Source organism: Stenotrophomonas capsici, assembly GCF_034961085.1.
Classification (GTDB): Bacteria; Pseudomonadota; Gammaproteobacteria; order Xanthomonadales; family Xanthomonadaceae; genus Stenotrophomonas; species Stenotrophomonas capsici.
This window is the reverse complement of the sequence record NZ_JAYFUH010000248.1, coordinates 87,293-109,407: the sequence shown is the minus strand read 5'-3', so window position 1 is coordinate 109,407 and position 22,115 is coordinate 87,293. Positions and strand designations below refer to the sequence as shown.

Here is a 22,115-nt window from a genome sequence, read left to right as displayed (position 1 = left end):
CTTGGTTGCCCGGCACCGCCTTCCAGCGGCTGACGCCTTCCCCGAAGCGACATGAAACCGGAGCAATGCCCGTGGTGCCAATGGCTTCAACTTCGAAAGACAGCGCTATCTTGCAATGCAATGGCAGTGTTTCCGGCATCGATGCCCTGCTGATCATGGGCGTTTCCGGCTGTGGGAAGTCCAGCGTGAGTCGCGCGCTTTGCCTGCGCGACGATGCATTTGCCATCGAGGGTGATGCCTTTCACCCGCCCGCCAACATCGCCAGGATGCGGGCCGGCATCCCACTCACCGACGCGGACCGCGCCGGATGGCTGGACACACTGGCCGACCAGCTGCAGCAGGCAACCGCTGCCGGTTTGAAGCCAGTACTGACGTGTTCGGCGCTGAAGCGGAGCTATCGGGACCGCTTGCGCTTGGCGGTACCGGCGCTCGGCGTGGTGTTCCTGGAGTTGAGCCGCGAAGCCGCCGCCGAGCGCGTGACCCATCGGCCGGGCCATTTCATGCCGGCGAGCCTGATCGACAGCCAGTTCGCAACGCTCGAGCCGCCGCTGGACGAACCCCTGACCCTGCGCCTGGACGCCACCTGCCCGGTGGACGAACTCGCAGAGGCTGCCGACCTCTGGTGGCGACAGCATCCGCGTTGATCGCTGCACTTTCGGTCGATCACGAAAGATAGCGCTATCTCATCCCCGGCGCCTCTTGCGCCCTTGCCGCCTGGAACTTGCATGCCCGGTATGTCGCACGAGACCTATCTGTTGTTGGATGCGGTGGTCACCATCATTGGTCTGATCCTGCTGATCACGCGGCTGAAGCTGCATCCCTTCGTTGCCCTGATCATCGCCGCCGGGTTTCTGGGGCTCAGTGCGGGCATGCCGGTGGCCACCATCGTCAGTTCCTTCCAGGAGGGCTTTGGCGGGGTGCTCGGTTTCGTCGGCGTGGTGCTGGCGTTGGGCACCATGCTCGGCAAGATGATGGCCGATTCCGGCGGCGCCGATCAGATCGCCGAGACCCTGATCCGTGCGTTCGGCAAGCAACGCGTGCACTGGGCGATGATGCTGGCCGCCTTCCTGGTCGGTATTCCGTTGTTCTTCGAGATCGGTTTCATCCTGCTGATCCCGTTGGTGTTCATCGTCGCCCGCCGCAGCGGCGTGGCGTTGGTCAAGGTCGGCATCCCGCTGCTTGCCGGCCTATCGGCCGTGCATGGGCTGGTGCCGCCCCACCCGGGCCCATTGATGGCCATCGGCGTGTTTGGTGCCGACATCGGCACCACCATCTTCTACGGCTTGCTGGTGGCGCTGCCCACCGCGGCCATCGCCGGGCCGCTGTATGGCAGCTGGATTGCCAAGCGCATCCCCGGCCACGCGTCGGAAGACCTGTTGGTGCATGCCGTCCGCGAATCGGCGGCGGGCTCCCTGCCCGGCTTCGGCGTCACCCTGCTCACCGTGCTGCTGCCAGTGGCCCTGATGCTGCTCAAGACCGGCGCCGACGTGGCGCTGCCCGATGGTCACGCTGTGCGTGCATGGCTGGACCTGATCGGCCACCCCATCACTGCGCTGCTGCTGGCGTTGCTGTTGTCGCTCTACACCTTTGGCCATGCCCGCGGGCGCGACGCCCGGCAGATCCTCGGCCTGCTGGAGAAAAGCCTGGCCCCGACTGCGGCGATCGTGATGGTCATCGGTGCCGGCGGCGGCTTCAAGCAGATGCTGGTGAACAGCGGCGTGGGTGACGTGATCGGGCATCTGGCCGTGCAGGCGCGGATCTCGCCGATCGTGCTGGCCTGGCTGGTGGCCGCCCTGATCCGCATCGCCACCGGTTCGGCAACGGTGGCCACCATCACCGGCGCGGGCATCGTGGTGCCGGTGATCGAGCGCATGCCCGGCGTCAATCGGGAACTGCTGGTCCTGGCGACCGGCGCCGGCTCGGTGATCCTGTCGCACGTCAACGATGCCGGTTTCTGGATGGTCAAGCAGTACTTCAACATGAGCGTGACCGAGACGTTCAAGACCTGGACCGTGATGGAAACCCTGCTGTCGGTGATCGGGCTGGGCTTCATCCTGCTGCTATCGCTGGTGGTCTGAGCCTTTGTCCTGCCCGGCACCCGGGGACGTATCGCGGCAAATAACGTGATGCGTCACGAATAGGCATTCAATCCCCCTGCCCCGGTGCCGTGCCCAGGTTCCCGCAGGCCAGCGCGAGGTCGACCGAAGCCGCGCGGGCGGCGCCATCTGCATCGGCCAGGGAGATGCGGGCCTGCAGCAGCTGGCGGTCCGCGGCAAGCACGTCGGTCAGGCTGCCAACGCCGCGTTGGTAGGCCGCGCTGGCGGCGTCATGGGCCAGTTGTGATGCCTCCAGCAGCGCCTGCGCCGCGTGTGTCGCCTGCAGGCGTGTACGCAGCCGCGAGTGGGCGGCAACGATCTCGGCAACGGCATCCAGCTTCACCCGGTCCAGGCTGTCCGCCGCCATTGCCGCGCGGTTGCGTGCCTGTGCGAGCCGCGCGTTTCGTTCACCACCGCTGTACAACGGCACGCTCACGCCGAGCAGCAGGCTGCTGCTCCAACGGTGGCTGGAGAGGTTGACCGTCGGGGCCTGCTCGTCCACCGACGGCACGGCGGAGATGTCCATGTCGCCATTGCTGCGCGAGCCGGAGGCCGAAACGAACAGCCGCGGCAGGAAGTCGGCGCGGGCCGCACGAACGCCGGCACTGGCCGCCTGCTGCGCCGCGACGGCGGCCAACACGTCCGGCCGTCGTTGCAGCGCGCTGCGCACCACGTCATCAAGCAGCGCCTCGTCCACGTGCGACACCGGACGGGCTGGCGCATCGGCGATCTCCAGCGTGGCCAACGGCGAAATACCGATCATGGCCAATAACTGCTGATACGCCTCTTCCTGCTCGCCCTGCGCCGCGACCTGTGCCAAGTCGGCCTGCGCGACCTGCTGCCGTGCCTGCGCTACGTCCATCACCGTGCCCTGCCCATGCTGCAGGCGCGCCTGTGCGGCGGCCAGCAGGCCCTTGGCATCGGCTTGCGAAGCCATCGTCGCATCCACCCGTGTGCGGGCGGTGGCATGACGAAGGAACGCCAGGCTTACCGCATGGATCAGCTGCTGGTGGGCCCGGGTGAACTGGATGTTGGCAATCACTGTGTGCTGGTCGGCCATCGTCACCAGCGCCTCACGCTGGCCGAAATCGAACAGCAGCCATTGCAGGGAGAGCACGGCAACCGAACCATTGGCATGGTTGCTCGGCTCGATCAACTGTCCAAGTGCCGCGCTACCACCCCGCTCGGATTGCGTGCCGGCCAGTACGCTTGCGGTGAGGCGTGGCAGGTAGGCACTGCGTGCAATGCCGGCGGCCAGGGCGGCATCACGGGCCTGGTTCCAAGCAATGCGGGTCTCCGGGTTCAATTCCTGGGCCAGATCGATCAAGTCGGCCAATGCATAGCGCTTGCCTGTCACCGGTGCTGCGCCCCCGGGCAGGTCGACCGAGGGATTGGCCGGCAAGGTGAAGCCGTGCTGCAGCACGGCAGCGTCGGTCGGCCGTACCGACAAGCCTCCGTCCGCATCCGTGTGCGGCACCCATGGGCGATCCGGTTGCGACGGTGCACGGTCGATCCCCGTGCTGGCACACGCGGACAGCAACAACGGCAGGAGGCAGGCCTCAGTTCGCATGACGCGCGGCTCCCGGCGTATCGACGGCGTCGCCGGAGATCGAGTGATCCAGCGCGTCAGCCAACTGCTGCAGCTGTTGGACGCACGTCTCCGCAGCAGCCGGTTCGAGCAGTAGGTGCTGTTCGGCTGCGGCGGCTTCCCGCAACACCTGCCCGTGTTTCGTGGACCATGCTGAGGGCTTGCGCAACCGGCGAGGTTCAAGCCCCGCCACCTCCAGCTGGTGGGCAATGGCCTGTGCCTGCGCGCGCACCGCGGCCAGTGCTTTCAGTCGCGTGATGTCGGCAGGCATCCGCGCCAGCCGCACCAACTGCCGCAGCAGTGCTGCGCTGGCGGAATCAATGGTGCCGGCGATGCTGACCGGCCAGACGTGGGCGAACATCAGGTAGACCACTGCATTGCCGATCAGGATGCCGACGATGCGATCGCGCGCCACCGCCAGGTCGAACGCGGGCGCGGTGCCCTGGATCACGCACAGGAAGACGGCAAAACTGAACTGGAAGCCGATGTAGCCGACCCGCGGCCCACTGGCAACGATCCAGCCACCGATGAAGGCCGCGCCGGCTACCAGCGCCAGCAACCCACTGATGTCATCCAGTCCGGGCAGTACCCAGACGATCAACACCAGGCCGACGATCGCACCGGCCACGGCGCCGGTGATGCGCAGCAGCAGCTTCTCGGTGGTTTCCGCGGTGCTGCCCAACGCGACCATGTAGCAGGTGATCAGGCTGGTATGGATGCCCTGCCACTCCGTGGCCGAGTAGAACAGGTAGCACAGCATCGCCGCGGCGGTCACCTTCAGGGCGTGGCGTACATGCGCGGGGTTGGTCCACGCATCGGCGGCGAGGAACCGGGACGATGCTGCGGGTGGTGCGTTGGCGCCGTCCGATGCAGCGGTCGCGAACTGCACGAGCAAGGCATTGAAGTCCTGCAGCAGCGCCACCGGCGTGCTGGCGCACTGCGTATCGAAGGCAACCGCGGTGATGTCGACGGGATGGCTACCTGCAGCGAGGATCGCGGCCATCCCGTCGAGCCTTTCGGCGGCGCCGTGTTTCCAGGCATCGGGAACACCCTCACTTGCATCGATGGCCAGGCCCAGCATCAGCAGGGCCTCGGTCGTGCCGGCCGCGGCGCGCAAGGCCGCCAGTGTGCCAACCGGGGCCTCCTTGCCCAGGCCGGCAGCATGCAGCAACGCCAGCGTGGCCGCGGATCCCTGGCCACGCTGAGCCTGCAGACGGGCTCGGGTGCCGGGGTCGGATTGGCGCAACAGTTTCGCGGTATCGTGCAGCGCCGTCGCTATCCCTTGCCGGGCCAGCGGCACCGGCGCCGGCCCGATCAACAGGTTGACCACCAGGGTCACCGCACTGGGCAGTGCGATCAGCAACCAGGCGTAGAGCAACGCACGCGTCGCCAGCTCCGCGCCGGGCAAGCGGCCGATGGCATCCAGGGCGTAGACCAGGATCATCGCGATGATCGGTGCCAGCGGCTTGAGCCGGCTGGCCGAGGCCAGGAACAGCAGCGCCACCGAGAACCCGGCCATCGCCAGCAGCCGCAATGGCGGCCAATCCAGCACCTGCCCGGCGACCAGGATCAACGTGCCGATCAGTACGTTGGTCAGCAACAGGAACAGCGTCGCGGCCAGCACACTGCGGGTGCGGTCCGCGTTGTTCATGAAGAACACGACATAGGCGGCCAGCGCGATCTCCGGGATGCCATTGATCTCGGCGACCAGCACGGTCAACGTACAGGTCAACGCGATGCGCACGGCGAATGCGGCACGGCCGGGCCGGGGCGAGACGATGTCGCGCAGCCGCGGCAGGAAGCGACCGCGCGCCGGTTCAGGGGCAGGCATTGCCATGGCCGATCTCGATGACGGCGCTGGCTCCCAGCCGCATCAGCCCCGCTGGTGGGTCCTGCAGCGCTACCCGCACCGGGAAGCGCTGGGCGACCCGTACCCAGTTCAGGGAGCGCTCCACGTACGGCACATTGCGCGGAACATCCACCTTGGTGCTGTCCAGCACGCCGGCGCCGATCCCGACCACCCTGCCCCGCAACGGGCGTGACCGGTCGATCATGGAGTACACCGTCGCACATGCGCCCAGCGGGATGCGCTGCAGCTCGGTCTCACGAAAATTGCCGTTGGCAAACCACTGCTCATTGGTGATCAGGGTGAACACGGGCTGCGAGGGCGCAAGCACTTCGCCGGTCGTCACGTCCAGGCCGGCCACGTGTCCGGCGTGCGGTGCACGTACGGTGGTCAGCCGCAACGCCCGCTCGGCCTCGGCCAGGGCGGCGCGCCGCGCCTCCACGGCCGCCTGCGCGGCGGCGGTGGTATCCACCGCCTGTTGCAGCGAGGTCTGCTGTCGGCGCGCCTGCTCCAGCGTCCGCTGCGCGTCGCTTGCGGTCAGTTCTGCCTGATCGAATTGCTGCCACGGCACGTATCCATCGCGCGCCAACGGGCGCAGCCGTTCCACCGTGCGCCGCGCCAGGCCGGTGCCGGTCTGCGCCTTGCGGGCCTGCACCGCGGCAATCGCGGCGTTGGCGCCTTGGCTGGCAATCACGCGCTGCTGGGTCGCCAGATTGGCTTCGGCCAGTGCCAGTTCGGCGCGGGCGGCGCCAACGGCATGAACGAACGGGGCCGGGTCGATCCGGAATAGCACCTCGTCGCGCACCACCGTACTGTTCTCCTGCACGCGCAACTCGACCAGGCGCCCACCGACCTCCGGCGCGATGTGCACCACCTCCGCATCGAGGGTTGCCGCGTCGGTGGAAGGAAGGCGGTACGCGCGATACAGCAGCCCAAGCAGCAGCACGAGCGCCACCACGATCAACAGCAGCGCGACGCGACGTGTCCACGGGGAAGGAGCAGTGGCTTCGGCGGCGCGCATCAGGAACCCACCGCCCATGCGAGCAGGCACGCTGCAATCAACCCGATGGCCGCGAACGTCCACAACGGAAATGGCACGCGCCCCGCCCCGAGCGCATGCAGGACCAGTGCCCTGGCCAGCACGCCCAGCACGATGGCCGTGGCGGCCAACACCAGCCAGCCGGGGAAGTAGGCGCCGAAGATCGCCAGGCTCGGGCTGCCCTCAGCATGGCAACCGGCCAGCGCGGGGATCACCAGCAGCGGGCCGCCCTGCTTCATCGCGTTGCGACGCTCACGGGCCTGCCGACGCAGCATCATGCCGATCCGGCCGCATCGTCAGCAAGCGCAGTTGGCAGCCGCACATACACGTTCATGGCGCTTCACCAGGTCCAGGGTTCAGCACTTTTTACTCCCGGCCGCGCCGAAACAGCAGGACGAAATCCGCATGCATCGATAGCGGATTCGTATGGACGCTGCCCTGGAGGTCATCGTCGCCGCTGCCCGGGCCCTGCTTGGCAGCGGCGGATACGGCTCAGGCGCGTAGATCCCCCGCGCCCTGTCTCAATCCAGCGACGACAACGCCTGCCGCAGTGCCGCTACCTGCGTCGCGTCGCTCTGCAGCCAGTCGCGCTCCAACCCGACCAGCGCCGGGTTGTGATGGTGCATCGCCGAGCGCCGCACGGCCTTGGCCGACGCGTGCAGTTCCCGGCACCCGCTTTCGCGCGCGACCGCACCGATGTTCGCAGCGGTCAGGCCGGCACCTGCCATGACCGACAGCCGCGTACCGGCCTGGCGCACCAACGCCGCCAGCATGGCCACGCCGGCCGGCGCACCGGCTTGTCCGCCGGAACTGAGCACACGCTCGCAGCCCAGGCCGACCACCTGCTCCAGGGCGGCGGGCAAGTCACGCGCCGCGTCGAAGGCACGATGGAACGTGACCCCCATCGGTCCGGCAGCGTTGACCAGCTCCCGGCACAGCGGCAGGTCGATGCCGCCATCGGCGTCCAGCGCACCGATCACGACACCATCGCAACCAAGCTGCCGGCACGCGGCGATGTCACGCAGCATGATCTCCGCTTCCAGCGGCCCGTAATGGAAATCCCCCGGCCGTGGGCGTACCAGCACGTAGAGCGGAATCTGCAGGCGGTCGCGCGCGACGGCGAGTGTGCCGTACGACGGCGTGGTACCGCCCTGTTCCAGGTTCTCGAACAGTTCGACGCGGTCCGCCCCGCCCTGCTGCGCCGCCAGCGCCGAGGCGGCCGAATTGCAGGCGATCTCCAGCAGGCGCGATGGGCTCACGCCTGCGTGCTCGTGTAGACCGCGTCCGAGTCCAGCAGTGCATCCTGGCGCTTGGCGTCGCAGACCGCGTAGACGAAACCGCGGTGCAGCGCGTAGGCACCGACTTCACCATTGCGGTTGAGCGCCAGAAAGCAGACCTGCAGGGTGCGGCTGGCCTCCGGGCGCTTGCGCACCACGCGCGCGATCGCTTCACGGCACGCCTCGGCCGGCGACAACCCCTGGCGCATCAGCTCCACCACCAGAAACGAGGCCGCGTTGCGGATCATCTCCTCGCCCATGCCCGAGGCGGTTGCTGCACCGACTTCATTGTCGACATACAACCCTGCACCGATGATCGGGCTGTCGCCGACCCGGCCGTGCATCTTGAAGGCCATGCCGCTGGTGGTGCAGGCACCGGCCATCTGTCCGTTGGCATCGATGGCCAGCATGCCCAGCGTGTCGTGGTTGTTCTTGTCACCGGGCAGGCCGCGGCGCTCGGCGTTGATCTGCGGGGCGTAGTGTTCGGTCTTGAGCCACTCGCGCCACGCCCGTTCGGCCTCGGCAGTGAGCAGGTTCTGCTTCGGGAAACCCTGCTGCACGGCGAACTGCTGCGCGCCCTCGCCCACCAGCATCACGTGCGGCGTCTTCTCCATCACCGCGCGGGCGACCGAGATCGGGTGGCCGATATCGGCCAGCGCGGCCACCGAACCACAGCGGCCATCACCGTTCATGATGCTGGCGTCCAGGGTCAGCACGCCATCGCGGTCGGGGTTGCCGCACCGCCCGACCGTGGGGTTGCACAGGTCGCTCTCGGCCCAGCGTGCCCCGGCTTCCACGGCGTCCAGCGCGCTGCCATCAGCGGCCAGCACCTTCCACGCCGCCTGGTTGGCACCCACGCCGAAATCCCAGGTCGATACCACCCGTGCACCGGTCGCGGCGGGCGCATTGGCCAGCAACCCCGGTGCCGCACCGGCGGCCCCCAACAGCAGTGATGTCTGCAGGAACTGCCTGCGTGTACTCATGCCCGGAACTCCCTCGTTGTTGCGGATCTCAGATGCGCGCGTGCTGCTCGGCGTGCCAGGACAGCGCTCCCAGCACGCCCAGTTCACCGTGCTCCACGCGCCATACCGGCGTATGCGCGAGCGCGGGCGACAGCCCTCCCTTGGCACGGAAGCGACGTTCGAACGTGCCACCATGCAGTTCCGCGGCCAGGTGGCCAGCCACGCCACCGGTCAGGTAGACCGAACGCGCGGCAAAGGTCAGGGCCAGGTCGCCGGCAAGGCTGCCCAGCCAGCCACAGAAGGTGTCCACGCATTCGGCGGCCAGGGCATCACCGTTGCGGCTGGCCTGGACCAGTGCATCGGGGGCCTGCCAGCGCACCGGCTGCCCGCGCAGTTCGCACAGGCAGTCATACAGCGTCATCAGGCCGGGCCCGGACAGCACGCGCTCGCTGTCCACGTAGGCATAGCGCTGCGACAACAGGCGCAGCACGTCCTGCTCAAGCGGTGTGGCGGCGGCAAGCGCCGCGTGGCCGCCCTCGCTCGCCAGCACCGAGGGCCGTCCGCCGACCAGGCGCACGGCAACGCCGAGTCCCGTACCCGGGCCCAGCACCAGTGCCGGCCCGCGCGCGTCGGCGCTGGCGTCGCCGCACACCAGGTGCAAGCTGTCGCGCTCGGCGGGCGGCATCGCCTGCGCCACCGCGACGAAGTCATTGATCAGTTCAAGGCTGGCCAGCCCCGCGTCCTGGCGCGTCTGCGCGATCGAGACTGGCCACGGCAGGTTGACGTTGAGCAGGGCATCGCCATCGACGATGCCGGCGATCGCCACCACCGCGTGGTCCAGCGCCGGCGCGTCGGGCGACTGCCGCACCTGCTGCAGGTAGTCACGCAGGATCGCGGCCAGGCTGGGATGTTCGGCGCAGGTGTACTTGCGGAAGTCGCGGATCCGCGGCGGCATCCCCGGGCGGAGTTCGGCCCAGGCCAGGCGGGCATAGGTCCCGCCTACATCGGCACCGATGACACAGGAAGAAGTCGGGGGAAACGCGGATGATTCCGCGGGGTGCCGTTCGGCGGGCTCTACCTCAGGCCTGCTCATTCCTGTTCCTGCTTGTACAGCATGTCATTCAGATGCTCTGGCAATCGATGCGGAATGATGCGTCATGCTTTCCCGGTTTGGAAAGCGGCCTCAAGTCAGGTTGCGCAGGGCCCGCCACGACCACCAGCCCAGCGCGGTCATCGACAGCGAGCCGCCCAGGTGCAGGCCGATGGTCGCCAGCGCCCAGCCCAGGTGTCCGCGCTGCAGCTGGTCCACCACTTCGGCGGAGAACGTGGAGAAGGTGGTCAGGCCGCCCAACATCCCGGTGACCACGAACAGCCGCCACGCCGGCGCCAGTTCAGGCCGCGAGCTGAAGAACGCCAGCGCCAGCCCGATGACGTAGCCGCCGATCAGGTTGGCCGCCAGCGTGCCCATCGGCAGGTTCTGGTGCATCGGGTTCAACCACACGCTCAGGCCGAACCGCAGCCACGCCCCGATGGCCGCCCCGAGGCCGATGGCCAGGAAAGAAAGCCACATCCGCCTAGTCCTCCCCTGCATGTCCGGCCACCGCACCGCTCATCGATCAGCGCCTGGCTTGCGCTGGGCACGGGCCTGCTCGCGGGCCGCGCGCAGCCGGTCCAGCTTTTCCTTCAGCTTGATCTCCAGGCCACGTTCGGCCGGGGCGTAATAGACGCGTTCGCCCATCTCGTCCGGGAAGGCGGTCTGGTCCAGCGCGATGCCGCCTTCGACGTCGTGGTCGTACTGGTAGCCCTGGCCGTAGCCCAAGGTCTTCATCAAGCGCGTCGGTGCGTTGCGCAGGTGCAGGGGCACCGGCTGCGTGCCCAGTTCGGCGATGTCGGCACGGGCCTTGTTCAAGGCCATGTAGCTGGCATTCGACTTGGCGGTGCTGGCCAGGTAGATGGCCAGGTTGGACAGCGCGATGTCGCCTTCCGGTGGCCCGATCCGGTCGTAGGCGCTCCAGACATTGATCGCCATCTCCAGTGCCCGTGGGTCGGCCAGGCCAACGTCCTCCACGGCCATGATGGTCATCCGGCGCAGGATATAGGACGGGTCGCAACCGCCGTCGAGCATGCGCGCCAGCCAGTAGATGGCGCCGTCCGGGTTGGAGCTGCGCACCGACTTGTGCAGGGCCGATATCTGGTCGTAGAACTGCTCGCCGCCCTTGTCGAAGCGGCGGGTGCGGTCGGCCAGCACCTGCAGCAGGGTTTCCGGGGTGATCTCGCCCTCTTCGCCGCTGGCCAGTTCGGCGGCGATCTCCAGCAGGGTCAGGGCGCGACGCACGTCACCGTCGGCGGCGCGGGCGATTTCCAGCAGCGACTCGCGCGTGACGCGGATGGCCTGTTCGCCCAACCCGCGCTCGCTGTCACCCAACGCCCGCTCCAGCGCCTCGACCACGTCCTCCGGCGATACCGACTCCAGCACGTGCACGCGGCAGCGCGACAGCAACGCCGAGTTCAGTTCGAAGGACGGGTTCTCGGTGGTGGCACCGACGAAAATGATGGTGCCACGCTCGATATGCGGCAGGAACGCATCCTGCTGGGCCTTGTTGAAGCGATGCACCTCGTCGACGAACAGCACCGTGCGACGGCCGCCGGCGAAACGCTGGGCGGCCTCGGCCAACACCTGGCGTACCTCCGGCAGGCCGGACAGCACGGCCGAGATCGCCTTGAACTCGGCGTCGGCATACTGCGCCAGCAGCAGTGCCAGGGTGGTCTTGCCGCAGCCGGGCGGCCCCCACAGGATCATCGAATGGACGCGGCCGGACTCCACCGCGCGGCGCAGCGCCGTGTTCGGCGCCAGCAGGCGTTTCTGCCCCACCATCTCGTCAAGCGTGCGCGGACGCATGCGCTCGGCGAGCGGGCGCATGCTCTCGCGGTCCGCGCTCAGCAGGTCGGCGGGGGCGTCGTCTATGAAGATGTTTCGGGATCTGGCCACGCCCGCATTCTAACGCGGGCGCAACCCGGGCTCGCGGCCCGACGTGGTGCTCAGCGCTCGCCGACCACGTCCACGTCCTTGCCCGGCACGAAGCGGAAGGTACCGGCGGCAAAGCCCGGATTCTTCTTCCAGTCGGTGAAATTGATGACCGTGCGCTGGCCGACCGCGTCCACCACCTCCATGCGTGCCAGCCCGCCATTGGCGAAGCCCAGCGAGGCGGACTGGAAGTTGGTCTCGGTTTCGCGCTTGGGCGTCAGCGACAGCCATTGCATGCCATCGCGCGGCGCGGCTTCTTCGCTGACGTCGTACTGGCGCTCGAGCTGGGCCGGGTTGATCAGCGCGACCAGCGGGCTGTTCTGTTCCTCGGCCCCCTGCGGGGTCACCGTGGCCTGCTCCAAGTCCGGCTCGTAGACCCACACCTTGCTGCCGTCGGCGATGATCAGCTGCGGGTGCGGACGGGTGTATTCCCAACGGAACAGGCGCGGCGCCGACAGTGCGACGCGGCCGCTGGACGACTCCTTGACCCGGCCGCGCGAGTCGAACACCTGCTGGGCAAACTGCCCGTCCAGGCCGCGCAGGCCGTTGGTGAAGGACCTCAGGTCGTCACGTGCCCCGGCCCAGGCCGAGGTGCTGGCAGCGCCGGCGAGCAGCAGCGCGGTGGTGATGACATGGCGGCGGAAATTCGTGTTCATGCGGGGAGTCTGCACCGGAAGTGATGAACCAGGGCGCAGTCTGCCCGCCCGATTCTGAATGGGGTGATAGCGCAATTATGCGCCTTCCCGCGTGCGCCGAGCGCGGGCGATCAGCGGATGTCAACGAAATGTGAAAGCACTGACCACACTATCCGGGGTATGTTCTGCGCCGGTGCTTGGCCAGTCGGTCAGTACCGCGTCATCTGCCTTGCTGAACTACACGATCACAACGACGTTCTCCGTGTCATTGCAGGTCCGGACCGTCGTGCAAAGGAATGCCCATGATCATCAGTCCCCCGTTTCTTCCAGCCCGCGCCGACACCGACGACGACGCCCGCTTTCTAGATGCCGCGATGTCGACCGTGGAACACGGGCACTATCCGGTCAGCAACAAGCTCTCCTGGCATGGTGGCTTGCACCTGCGCGCTCCCGCGCGCGGCAACGGCCGTGAGCCGGTCCGTGCCATTGCCGATGGCACCGTGGTGTATGTCCGGGCAGCGACCGCACGCCCCGGCACCCCGGCCGAAGTGGATGCTCATGCGCAGGGATATCTGGGGTGGTCCGACAACGGTTGCGTCGTCATCCGCCATGACACCGCCATTGGCGCCACGGGCAACCAGGAAACCCAGGTCCAGTTCTATTCGATCTACATGCACCTGACCCGCATCCGCACCGCCAACGTCGTGGTTGGCCGACGCATCTACCGCAAGGTGGAGATTGGCGATGCCGGTTCGATCGACGGCCAGGCTGATCTCATCCATTTTGAGATCATCTGCGACGACGCCAACCTGGCTCGCCTGCTGGGACGGGCATCCGGCGACGTCAACGTCGCCAATCACGGCCGCACCGACGCCGTGTTCGGCGAGGTCTACTTCCACCTGCCGGCGGATACCCCGGTCTTCCCGAGCCGGCCGGCGCTCAATGCCACCAGTGGCACCGCAGGTACGGGCGCGGCGTTGGGGGCGGAACGTGTGGTCGGCATCCGCTACAGCGCTCCTGCCAATGCGCAGAGCGCCTATGGGGGCGACGCACAGGTAACGACCTACGACCTGGACGGCGCCCGCATCGGCACCCAACTGGCCGAAGTTGACGCCGAGTACAACCTGTATGACACCGCAGGTGCCACGGTTACCGCGTACTCAAACGCCCGCGCAGCGGCGGTACCGAACAGGGCGGCGGTCTACGAGCTGCTGCGCTTTGGCCGCACCCTGGGCGGTCCGGACACCCTCACTCCGGCCGATACGCCGCATTGGCGCCAGATCTCCACGGGCCCCACTACGGGCTGGGTGAATCTCAACGCCGCCAATGTGCACAAGTTCAGCGACGCCGATGCACCGCGATGGGCACATTGGGCCATCGTGGAAGACTTCCAGGACAACGACAGCCGTTGCGATGCGGCTGCGGTACGGCGCCTGCTTGAGCGCGAAGGCGAACCTGCGCCGACCGCCGAACAGGCCGAGCAGCGTCTGCGTGATGCCGCATTGCAGCCCAAGCTGCAGGGCTTGGTATGCAAGTTCCCGACTGAATGGCAACGCAGCGGGATAGAAACGCGCTGGGGATGGCTGAAGATCGAGGGTCCTGGATCTGCACGCGGCAGCGCACCGACGATGGGGGCGAGCACCTACCTTTCCGCCTCGGACTTCCCGCAATTCCAACGTCACGTCGAAGCGTTGGCGTTCTGGGAGGATGCCGCCATTCCCAACCTGAACGCGGCGCATTGGCACTTCCATCCCAAACGCTTCATCCAGCACTTCCGCAAGTGTGGGTGGCTCAGCCAGCGAGAAGCCACGCGGATGATCCGCCAGACTCTGCGCGAAGGTGGCAGGGAAGTCGTGGCCGTGAGCTGGGCCGACGTCACCGCACGCCTCACAACCGCCTCCACCCGTCGCCCCGCTGGTTTACACGTCAACATGCAGAAGATGGCCCGCAAGTACGGCATCGCAGCCACGCGTGTGCGTACCGCGCACCTGTGGGGGCAGCTGACCGCCGAAACGGGCCGCTTGGAATTCATGGTCGAAGGGGGGGGCGACTCCTATTTCGACAAGTATGAACCGGGCACTGACCAAGGCCGCAAGCTGGGCAACACCGAGGTGGGGGACGGTGTGCGATTCAAGGGACGCGGCCTCATCCAGCTGACCGGTCGGAACAACTACCGGCAATATGGCGCTTACCGCGGGCTGACATTCACCGATGACCAGAATAGTCCGCTGCTGCAGAGCGATCCCTTCAACACCTGTGATGGCTCGGGCTACTATTGGGCCAGCAAGCAGCGCTACACCGAGAACAAGCAGAAGAAGCTTGTTCCTCTGGGCAAGCTGAGCATCAACTCCTGGGCTGATGGCGGCATCGCCGAGACCGCGCAGCGCAACGTCACCCGATCAATCAATCCGGCCCAGCTGCACTTTGATTTCCGCCAGCAGGGCTTCCAGCATGCGTACTACGTGCTCAATGACGCCACCCAGGTGCATGCCGAGTACAAGGAAATCCCGGAGACCTGAAATGATCCAACGCGTGGGAACCCTCCTGCTGTGCGGCGGCCTGTTGCTGACCACATTGGCCTGCCATGCCGCCGCCCCCCGTGTTGATCGACCGGACTGCGGAGTATCGTTCCAAACCCCGACCGGACTGCGCCAGCTGGAGATCACCGACGCCGAACGCGAGGCCAGCACGCTGTGCATCATCGCTTTCGCCCGCGCCGGCAAGCCGACCCCCGCGACGGTGGGACAGGTCGAAGGCTGGCGTGAACTCGCCGACTACGTGCTTGAGGTCAAACAGGTGCCGCTGCGTGAGGCGGCCCGGGAACGCGGCCTGGTAGTGGATCCGGGCAGCCCGCCGCAGCTGCTGCCTGCCGCCCCCGATGCCAGCGTCGTGTTCACGCTGAAGCACGCTCAAATCCAGGCCCTGCCCCATGGCGAACTGGCGCTGGCCGAAACCGAAGCCAGCAAGCGCCCTGCCTCGATGATCCGCAATGGCACCACCGGCCAGCTGATCCTGGTGGCGGGCAACGATGACCGCTCGGTGGCCTATGTGCACTGGCTGTCCACGCGGTCCCCGCACAGCAGCGAGGACGGCCAGGCCCTGGCGGCCCTGTTCAAGTCGATGGATTTCACCGCCGGCAATTGACACGCCGGCATGCAGGCCGCCCGCTGGCGGCCTGCCCTGCCCCGCCGGCTTACTTCGGCGGCGGCGGTGCCAGCACGGTACGGTCGCCATTGTGCTCCGGCGGGGTGACCACGCCGGCGGCTTCCAGCGCCTCGATCAGGCGCGCGGCACGGTTGTAGCCGATCTTCAGGCGCCGCTGCACGCCGGAAATCGACGCACGACGGGTTTCGGTGACGATCCGCAACGCCTCGTCGTACAACGGGTCGGACTCGTCGCCGACGGCGCTGCTTTCCGGCAGGCCGGTGGCGCCGACCACCACGCCGTCGCCCATGGTCTGCACCTCGTCCAGCACGCCCTCGATGTACTCGGCCGGACCGCTGGCCTTGAGGTGCTCGACCACGCGATGCACTTCCTCGTCGGAGACGAAGGCACCGTGCACGCGGTCCGGCATGGCGGTGCCCGGCGGCAGGTACAGCATGTCGCCGTTGCCCAGCAGGGCCTCGGCGCCGGACTGGTCCAGGATGGTGCGCGAGTCGATCTTCGAACTGACCTGGAAGGCGATGCGGGTCGGGATGTTGGCCTTGATCAAGCCGGTGATCACGTCCACCGACGGGCGCTGCGTGGCCAGGATCAGGTGGATACCGGCCGCACGCGCCTTCTGCGCCAGGCGCGCGATCAGTTCTTCGACCTTCTTGCCGACGATCATCATCATGTCGGCGAATTCGTCGATGAAGATGACGATGAACGGCAGCGGCTCCAGCGGACGCGGGGCCTCGCCCATTTCCGGGTTTGGCTGGAACAACGGGTCCATCAACGGCTGGCCGGCGTCGATGGCGTCCTTGATCTTCTTGTTGAAGCCGGCCAGGTTGCGCACGCCCACCGCGCTCATCAACTTGTAGCGGCGCTCCATCTCGGCCACGCACCAACGCAGGCCGTTGGCGGCCTCCTTCATGTCGGTCACCACCGGCGCGAGCAGGTGCGGGATGCCCTGGTAGACGCTCAGTTCGAGCATCTTCGGGTCGATCATCAGCATGCGCAGGTCTTTCGGGCTGGCCTTGTAGAGCAGGCTCAGCACCATCGCGTTGACCGCCACCGACTTGCCCGAACCGGTGGTACCGGCCACCAGCAGGTGCGGCATGCGTGCCAGGTCGGCCACGGTCGGGCGGCCGGCGATGTCCTTGCCCAGCGCCAGGGTCAGCACGCTGGCGGACTTGTCGTATTCCTTCGAGCGCAGCAGCTCGGACAGGAAGATCATCTCGCGGGTGACGTTGGGGATTTCCAGGCCGATCACCGACTTGCCCGGGATCACGTCGACCACGCGCACCGACTTGACCGACAGGCCGCGGGCGATGTCCTTGTCCAGCGAGCTGATCTGGCTGACCTTGATGCCCGGTGCCGGCTCGATCTCGAAGCGGGTGATCACCGGGCCCGGATAGGCGCCCACCACCTGCGCGTCGATGCGGAAGTCCTTGAGCTTGAACTCGATCTGGCGCGACAGCGTTTCCAGCGTCTGCTCGTCGTAGCCCTTGGGCTGCGGCTTGGGGTCATCCAGCAGCGCCAGCGGCGGCAGGTCCGAACCATCGCCATTGACGCCCTGGAACATCGGGATCTGGGTCTCGCGTTTGGCGCGGTCGCTCTTCTCGATGACCGGCGCCGGGCGCGGTTCGATCTTCACCGGCTCGCGCTTGGCGCGCACTTCGGCGTCGACCTTGCGCACTTCCTCGCGTTCCTCGCGCAGCGCACGGGTCTGTTGCCACTCGTTGGCCTGTTCCTTCTTCTTCTCGAACATCGGCCCCAGCGCCATCACCCACTTGCCGATCTTCTCCATCACCACGAACCAGGACAGCCCGGTCGCCAGCGTGATCGAGGTCAGCAGCAGCACCAGCAGGAACAGGTTGCTGCCAACCGGGCCAAAGCCGGTCTGCAGCGACTTTCCGACCAGCACGCCCAGGCCACCGCCGGCGCGGGCGACATCCCCCGGCGGCAGGCGCAGGTACAGGAAGCCGGTCGCGCCGATCAGGAAGCCGACGATGCCGACCAGCCGCAGCGCCGGGCCCAGGTCGTCCTGGCCGCGCTCCTCGCGGTTCAGGCCGAACATGGCGATCCACGCCACCGCCGCCAGCATCAGCGGGATCAGGTAGGCCACGTAGCCGAACAGCTGGCGCATCACGTCGGCGATGTACGCACCGACCCTGCCGCCCATGTTGTGCACGGGCGCGACCACCGAGCCGGACTGCGACCAGCCCGGGTCCGTGGGGGAATACGTGAACAGGCTTGCCAGCAGATACAGCAGCGCCGGGGCAATCGCGATCAGCGCAAGGTCACGCCATAACTTGTGTCGCCGCGGCTTGTCCGCCGCGGCGGCCGGCTTGCGCGCGGCATTGCCGGCGCTGGGGTTCTTGCCACGTTCCGGGACCTGTTTCGCCACCTTTGACCAGACCTTAGAAATGCACGGTTAGTGATTGATATTAAACGACGGACCGCTGTGTTTCACCCCGTCGACGATGCACACGTACGGAACGCGTCAGAAACCCGCCGCACAAGGGCAAGCCAACCGGGAGGAAGAAGGGAGACTGTATCCGACGGGCCGCGCCATTCCATTCACGTGCCTTGATTCACCGGGAGCCGACCGCCACTCTATGGGCTTGCCCGGACAGTTGCGGAAGCACGCCAACGGGCCGCCAATCCTGAACTTTCGCGAGTATACATGAGCACTTCCAGCCACCCGTCCCTGCCCTCCCGCCACGAGAAGCTGATCATCCTGGGCTCCGGCCCGGCCGGCTGGACCGCCGCCGTCTATGCCGCCCGCGCCAACCTCAAGCCGCTGGTGATCACCGGCCTGCAGCAGGGCGGCCAGCTGATGACCACCACTGAAGTGGACAACTGGCCGGGCGACGCGCATGGCCTGATGGGCCCGGACCTGATGGCGCGCATGCAGGCCCACGCCGAGCGTTTCGACACCGAGGTGGTGTTCGACCACATCCACACCGCCGACCTGTCCAAGCGTCCGTTCACCCTGACCGGTGACAACGCCCAGTACACCGCCGACGCGGTGATCATCGCCACCGGTGCCACCGCCAAATACCTGGGCATCCCGTCCGAGGAAGCCTTCAAGGGCCGCGGCGTCTCGGCCTGCGCCACCTGCGACGGCTTCTTCTACAAGGAGCAGGACGTGGTCGTGGTGGGCGGCGGCAACACCGCCGTGGAAGAGGCCCTGTACCTGTCCAACATCGCCCGCAAGGTCTACCTGGTGCACCGCCGCGACACCCTGAAGGCGGAAAAGATCATGCAGGACAAGCTGTTCGCCAAGGTGGCCGCCGGCAAGATCGAGACCGTCTGGCACCACCAGGTCGACGAAGTGCTCGGCAACGAGATGGGCGTGACCGGCGTGCGCGTGAAGTCCACCCAGGACGGCAGCACTCGCGACATCGACGCGCACGGCTTCTTCGTGGCCATTGGTCACCAGCCCAACACCGACCTGTTCAAGGGCCAGCTGGCGATGAACAACGGCTACCTGGAAATCCGCTCGGGCCTGGGCGGCAACGCCACCCAGACCTCCGTGGAAGGCGTGTTCGCCGCCGGCGACGTGGCCGACCAGCACTACCGCCAGGCCATCACCTCGGCCGGCTTCGGCTGCATGGCCGCACTGGACGCCGAACGCTTCCTGGACGCGCAGAGCCTCTGACCGCGGACCGCCACGGCTGCCGGCATGGACAAGGTGCTGATCAAGCAGCTGCTGTTTCACGGCAGCTGGCTGGTCTTCCCTGCCATTGCCTGGCTGTCGTGGCGCTGGCGTGGCGGCCGCCATCGCTGGCTGCTCGCGCTGTTGCTGCTGGGCTGCGGCGTGTTCACCTGGGCGCGCTTCATCGAACCGCAGATCATCCAGGTCGAGCAGACCACCCTGCCCGGCACCGGTGTCACCGCGCGGGTCGCGTTGATCAGTGACATCCATCTGGGCGTGTACAAGAACCGCGCCTTTCTGGAACGGGTGGTCGATCGGATCAATGCCCTGCCCGTCGATGCGGTGGTCATCGCCGGCGACCTGACCTACGAACCCAAGGCCAGCGAACTGCAGGATCTGTTCGCGCCACTGGCCCGGCTGAAGCCACCGGTGTACGCCGTGCTGGGCAACCATGACCAGCAAGCCCCCGGTCCGGATATTGATCTGCCACTGCGCACGGCCCTGCGCCACCATGGCGTGCAGGTCATCGAAGGCCAGATCATCACCGACAGCCAGGGCCGCCAATGGGCGGGGCTCGGCGATCGCTGGGCCGGAAAGGACGATCCCGCATTCCTGCGCGTCGCCGACGCCATTACCCGTCCGGCCATCGTCATCGCCCACAACCCTGACAGCGCCATGGGATTACGTCCGGCCGATGCCGCCGTCGTGCTTGCCGGCCACACCCATGGCGGACAGATCCGTATCCCGTGGCTGTACCGCCGGGTCATCCCGACCCAATACGACTTTGATCGCGGCGAACAGATCGCGCGCGCACCTGCCGGCCCGGTGCGGGTATTCACCACCCGGGGCCTGGGGGAGATCGGCCTGCCCTTGCGCCTGTTCAACCCGCCCACCATCGACGTGCTGCAACTCCAGCCATGAGCCTGCAGCTGCGCGCCATTTCCTCGCTGGACGCGATTGACACGGTCGCGTGGGATGCCCTGCACGACGGCGGCAATCCGTTCATCAGCCATGCGTTTCTGAGCGGCCTGGAACAATACGGCTGCCTGCGTCCGGACTGGGGCTGGCAACCCGAGCACCTGACCCTGTGGCGTGATGGCGCACTGGTCGCTGCCGCACCGGGCTACCGCAAGTACAACTCACACGGCGAGTTCGTGTTCGACCACGCCTGGGCCAATGCCTATGCGCGCAATGGCCTGGACTATTTCCCCAAGTGGCTGGGCGCGGTGCCGTATTCGCCGGTGACCGGGCCGCGGCTGCTGGCACGCAATGACCAGGACTGCCGCGCCCTGCGCGATGCCATCGTCGCGCACGTGCAGGCCGAACAGCTTTCCTCCGCGCACATCAACTTCCACCTGCCCGGGGAGACGCCGTGTTTCGACGGGCAATGGCTGCTGCGCACCGACGTGCAGTTCCAGTGGCAGCGCGAGCCGGGCTGGCAGGCCTTCGATGACTTCCTTGCCGCGATGGACCACAAGCGACGCAAGAACATCCGCCAGGAGCGCGCCAAGGTCGCCCGCGCCGGGATCACCTTCGTGACGCGTCACGGAAACGAAGCCAGTGCCGACGAGCTGCGTGCCATGCACGGCTTCTACCTGCAGACCTTTGCCGAGTACGGCAACGCGCCGGCACTGACCCTGCCCTTCCTGCGCCACCTGGCCACGCAACTGCCGCGCCAGCTGGTGCTGTTCCTGGCCCTGCAGGATGGCGAACCGGTGGCCGGCGCGCTGTGCCTGCGTGGCGGCGATACCTTGTACGGGCGCTACTGGGGCGGCGCGGCGCTACCCGGGCTGCATTTCGAAACCTGCTACTACCAGGGCATCGAGTACTGCCTGCGCGAAGGCCTGCAGCGCTTCGAGCCGGGCGCGCAGGGCGAACACAAGCTGGCCCGTGGCTTCCTGCCCACGCAGGTGCGCAGCCACCACTGGATCGCCCACCCGCAGTTCCGGCAGGCCCTGCGCGACTGGTGTGCCCGCGAGCGCGAGGATGCTGCCCGCTACGCGCAGGCGCTGCAGCATCACTCACCGTTCAAGTCCGACGAACCCCGGCCATGACCCCGAAAGGCCCCTACCTGCTCGACGAGGCCAGCGATTCACCGTTCCCCCCGGCCGAGCTGGCGTTGCACGAACCCGACGGCCTGCTCGCCGTCGGCGGTGATCTGAGCCCCATACGCCTGCTCACCGCCTATGCGGGCGGGATCTTCCCGTGGTTTTCCGACGGCCAGCCGCTGCTGTGGTGGTCGCCGGACCCGCGCATGGTGTTCCGTACCGACGGGGTCCATTTGTCCTCGCGCTTCCGTCGCGCATTGCGCGGCAGCGACTGGCGGGTCCGCGCCGATACCGCGTTCCCCGAGGTGATGCAGGCCTGCGCGCAGGCGCCCCGCCCGGGCCAGGACGGCACCTGGATCACCGACGACATGCTCGCGGCCTACCTCCAGTTGCACCGGCTGGGCTACGCGCACTCCGTGGAGGTCTACGACGGGGATGCCCTGGTCGGCGGTATCTACGGCGTGACGATCGGGCGGATGTTCTTTGGCGAAAGCATGTTCAGTGGCCGCACTGGCGGCTCCAAGATCGCCCTGGCCGCGCTGGCCCGGACGCTGTCCGGCTGGGGCTGGCCGCTGATCGACGCCCAGGTCGAGAACCCGCACCTGGTGCGGATGGGCGCCGAACGGCTGGAACGGGCGCCGTTCCTGGCCCAGGTGCGGCGACTGGTCCGCGAACCGGCCGATGTTGGCCCGTGGACACGCGGCTTCGGGGAATTCCCCGCCAGCACGCTGGCTGAATCGGCCGGCGTTTAACGCAAACTTTGCATGAATCCGCCCGGCGGCGTAAAATGCCCG

At 67.4% G+C, this 22,115-nt stretch carries 19 protein-coding genes; 8 read left to right on the top strand and 11 right to left on the bottom strand.

The window, feature by feature from the left end:
• Window positions 1–65: 65 nt before the first annotated feature.
• Window positions 66–644: a gluconokinase gene (locus VA603_RS12990; protein ID WP_323439093.1), complete on the top strand. Its 579-nt coding sequence runs from the start codon at window positions 66–68 to the stop codon at window positions 642–644.
• Window positions 645–725: 81 nt separating this feature from the next.
• A complete protein-coding gene (locus tag VA603_RS12985; RefSeq protein ID WP_323439092.1) occupies window positions 726–2,078 on the top strand; it encodes a GntP family permease in 1,353 nt (450 codons plus the stop codon).
• A gap of 67 nt (window positions 2,079–2,145) precedes the next feature.
• Here VA603_RS12985 and VA603_RS12980 read toward each other — a convergent pair whose 3' ends face one another.
• The 10 genes from VA603_RS12980 to lolA all read right to left on the bottom strand — a co-directional run bounded on the left by VA603_RS12980 (window position 2,146) and on the right by lolA (window position 12,489).
• A complete protein-coding gene (locus tag VA603_RS12980) occupies window positions 2,146–3,546 on the bottom strand; it encodes a TolC family protein (RefSeq protein WP_323439091.1) in 1,401 nt (466 codons plus the stop codon).
• Between the two features lie 109 nt (window positions 3,547–3,655).
• The gene (locus VA603_RS12975) at window positions 3,656–5,521 is read right to left on the bottom strand and encodes an FUSC family protein (protein WP_323439090.1); all 1,866 of its coding nucleotides are present in this window, start codon (window positions 5,519–5,521) and stop codon (window positions 3,656–3,658) included.
• Window positions 5,502–6,551: a multidrug transporter subunit MdtN gene (gene mdtN / locus VA603_RS12970; protein WP_323439089.1), complete on the bottom strand. Its 1,050-nt coding sequence runs from the start codon at window positions 6,549–6,551 to the stop codon at window positions 5,502–5,504. The genes VA603_RS12975 and mdtN overlap by 20 nt, the downstream gene beginning before the upstream one ends.
• The gene (locus VA603_RS12965; protein WP_323439088.1) at window positions 6,551–6,847 is read right to left on the bottom strand and encodes a YtcA family lipoprotein; all 297 of its coding nucleotides are present in this window, start codon (window positions 6,845–6,847) and stop codon (window positions 6,551–6,553) included. The genes mdtN and VA603_RS12965 overlap by 1 nt, the downstream gene beginning before the upstream one ends.
• A gap of 243 nt (window positions 6,848–7,090) precedes the next feature.
• Window positions 7,091–7,828 carry a copper homeostasis protein CutC gene (locus tag VA603_RS12960; protein ID WP_323439087.1) on the bottom strand — a complete coding sequence of 246 codons (738 nt, stop codon included), beginning with the start codon at window positions 7,826–7,828 and terminating at the stop codon, window positions 7,091–7,093.
• Complete coding sequence (locus tag VA603_RS12955; RefSeq protein ID WP_323439086.1) at window positions 7,825–8,829, bottom strand: glycosylasparaginase; 1,005 nt, start codon at window positions 8,827–8,829, stop codon at window positions 7,825–7,827. The genes VA603_RS12960 and VA603_RS12955 overlap by 4 nt, the downstream gene beginning before the upstream one ends.
• A gap of 28 nt (window positions 8,830–8,857) precedes the next feature.
• The gene (locus tag VA603_RS12950; RefSeq protein WP_323439085.1) at window positions 8,858–9,901 is read right to left on the bottom strand and encodes a glucokinase; all 1,044 of its coding nucleotides are present in this window, start codon (window positions 9,899–9,901) and stop codon (window positions 8,858–8,860) included.
• A 90-nt stretch (window positions 9,902–9,991) separates the two neighbouring features.
• Window positions 9,992–10,378: a fluoride efflux transporter CrcB gene (gene crcB / locus VA603_RS12945; RefSeq protein WP_132863536.1), complete on the bottom strand. Its 387-nt coding sequence runs from the start codon at window positions 10,376–10,378 to the stop codon at window positions 9,992–9,994.
• A gap of 39 nt (window positions 10,379–10,417) precedes the next feature.
• Window positions 10,418–11,728 (bottom strand): replication-associated recombination protein A, encoded by a 1,311-nt coding sequence (locus VA603_RS12940; RefSeq protein WP_192287229.1) that lies wholly within the window; start codon window positions 11,726–11,728, stop codon window positions 10,418–10,420.
• A gap of 119 nt (window positions 11,729–11,847) precedes the next feature.
• Window positions 11,848–12,489 (bottom strand): outer membrane lipoprotein periplasmic chaperone LolA, encoded by a 642-nt coding sequence (gene lolA / locus VA603_RS12935; RefSeq protein WP_132863534.1) that lies wholly within the window; start codon window positions 12,487–12,489, stop codon window positions 11,848–11,850.
• Window positions 12,490–12,770: 281 nt separating this feature from the next.
• Between lolA and VA603_RS12930 the strand changes: the two genes are divergently transcribed.
• Together VA603_RS12930 and VA603_RS12925 are read left to right on the top strand one after the other, a co-directional pair.
• A complete protein-coding gene (locus tag VA603_RS12930) occupies window positions 12,771–14,987 on the top strand; it encodes a hypothetical protein (RefSeq protein WP_323439084.1) in 2,217 nt (738 codons plus the stop codon).
• A gap of 13 nt (window positions 14,988–15,000) precedes the next feature.
• Window positions 15,001–15,612: a hypothetical protein gene (locus tag VA603_RS12925; RefSeq protein ID WP_323439083.1), complete on the top strand. Its 612-nt coding sequence runs from the start codon at window positions 15,001–15,003 to the stop codon at window positions 15,610–15,612.
• A 49-nt stretch (window positions 15,613–15,661) separates the two neighbouring features.
• Here VA603_RS12925 and VA603_RS12920 read toward each other — a convergent pair whose 3' ends face one another.
• Window positions 15,662–18,019 carry a DNA translocase FtsK gene (locus VA603_RS12920; protein WP_323439082.1) on the bottom strand — a complete coding sequence of 786 codons (2,358 nt, stop codon included), beginning with the start codon at window positions 18,017–18,019 and terminating at the stop codon, window positions 15,662–15,664.
• Window positions 18,020–18,298: 279 nt separating this feature from the next.
• Between VA603_RS12920 and trxB the strand changes: the two genes are divergently transcribed.
• The 4 genes from trxB to aat are packed head-to-tail and all read left to right on the top strand — an operon-like array spanning window position 18,299 to window position 22,073.
• On the top strand, window positions 18,299–19,276 hold the full coding sequence (trxB, locus tag VA603_RS12915) for a thioredoxin-disulfide reductase (RefSeq protein WP_192285775.1): 978 nt from the start codon (window positions 18,299–18,301) through the stop codon (window positions 19,274–19,276).
• A gap of 24 nt (window positions 19,277–19,300) precedes the next feature.
• Complete coding sequence (locus VA603_RS12910; protein ID WP_323439081.1) at window positions 19,301–20,194, top strand: metallophosphoesterase; 894 nt, start codon at window positions 19,301–19,303, stop codon at window positions 20,192–20,194.
• On the top strand, window positions 20,191–21,327 hold the full coding sequence (locus VA603_RS12905; protein ID WP_323439080.1) for a GNAT family N-acetyltransferase: 1,137 nt from the start codon (window positions 20,191–20,193) through the stop codon (window positions 21,325–21,327). Before VA603_RS12910 ends, VA603_RS12905 begins: the two co-directional genes overlap by 4 nt.
• Window positions 21,324–22,073 carry a leucyl/phenylalanyl-tRNA--protein transferase gene (gene aat, locus VA603_RS12900; protein ID WP_323439079.1) on the top strand — a complete coding sequence of 250 codons (750 nt, stop codon included), beginning with the start codon at window positions 21,324–21,326 and terminating at the stop codon, window positions 22,071–22,073. The genes VA603_RS12905 and aat overlap by 4 nt, the downstream gene beginning before the upstream one ends.
• Window positions 22,074–22,115 lie beyond the last annotated feature (42 nt).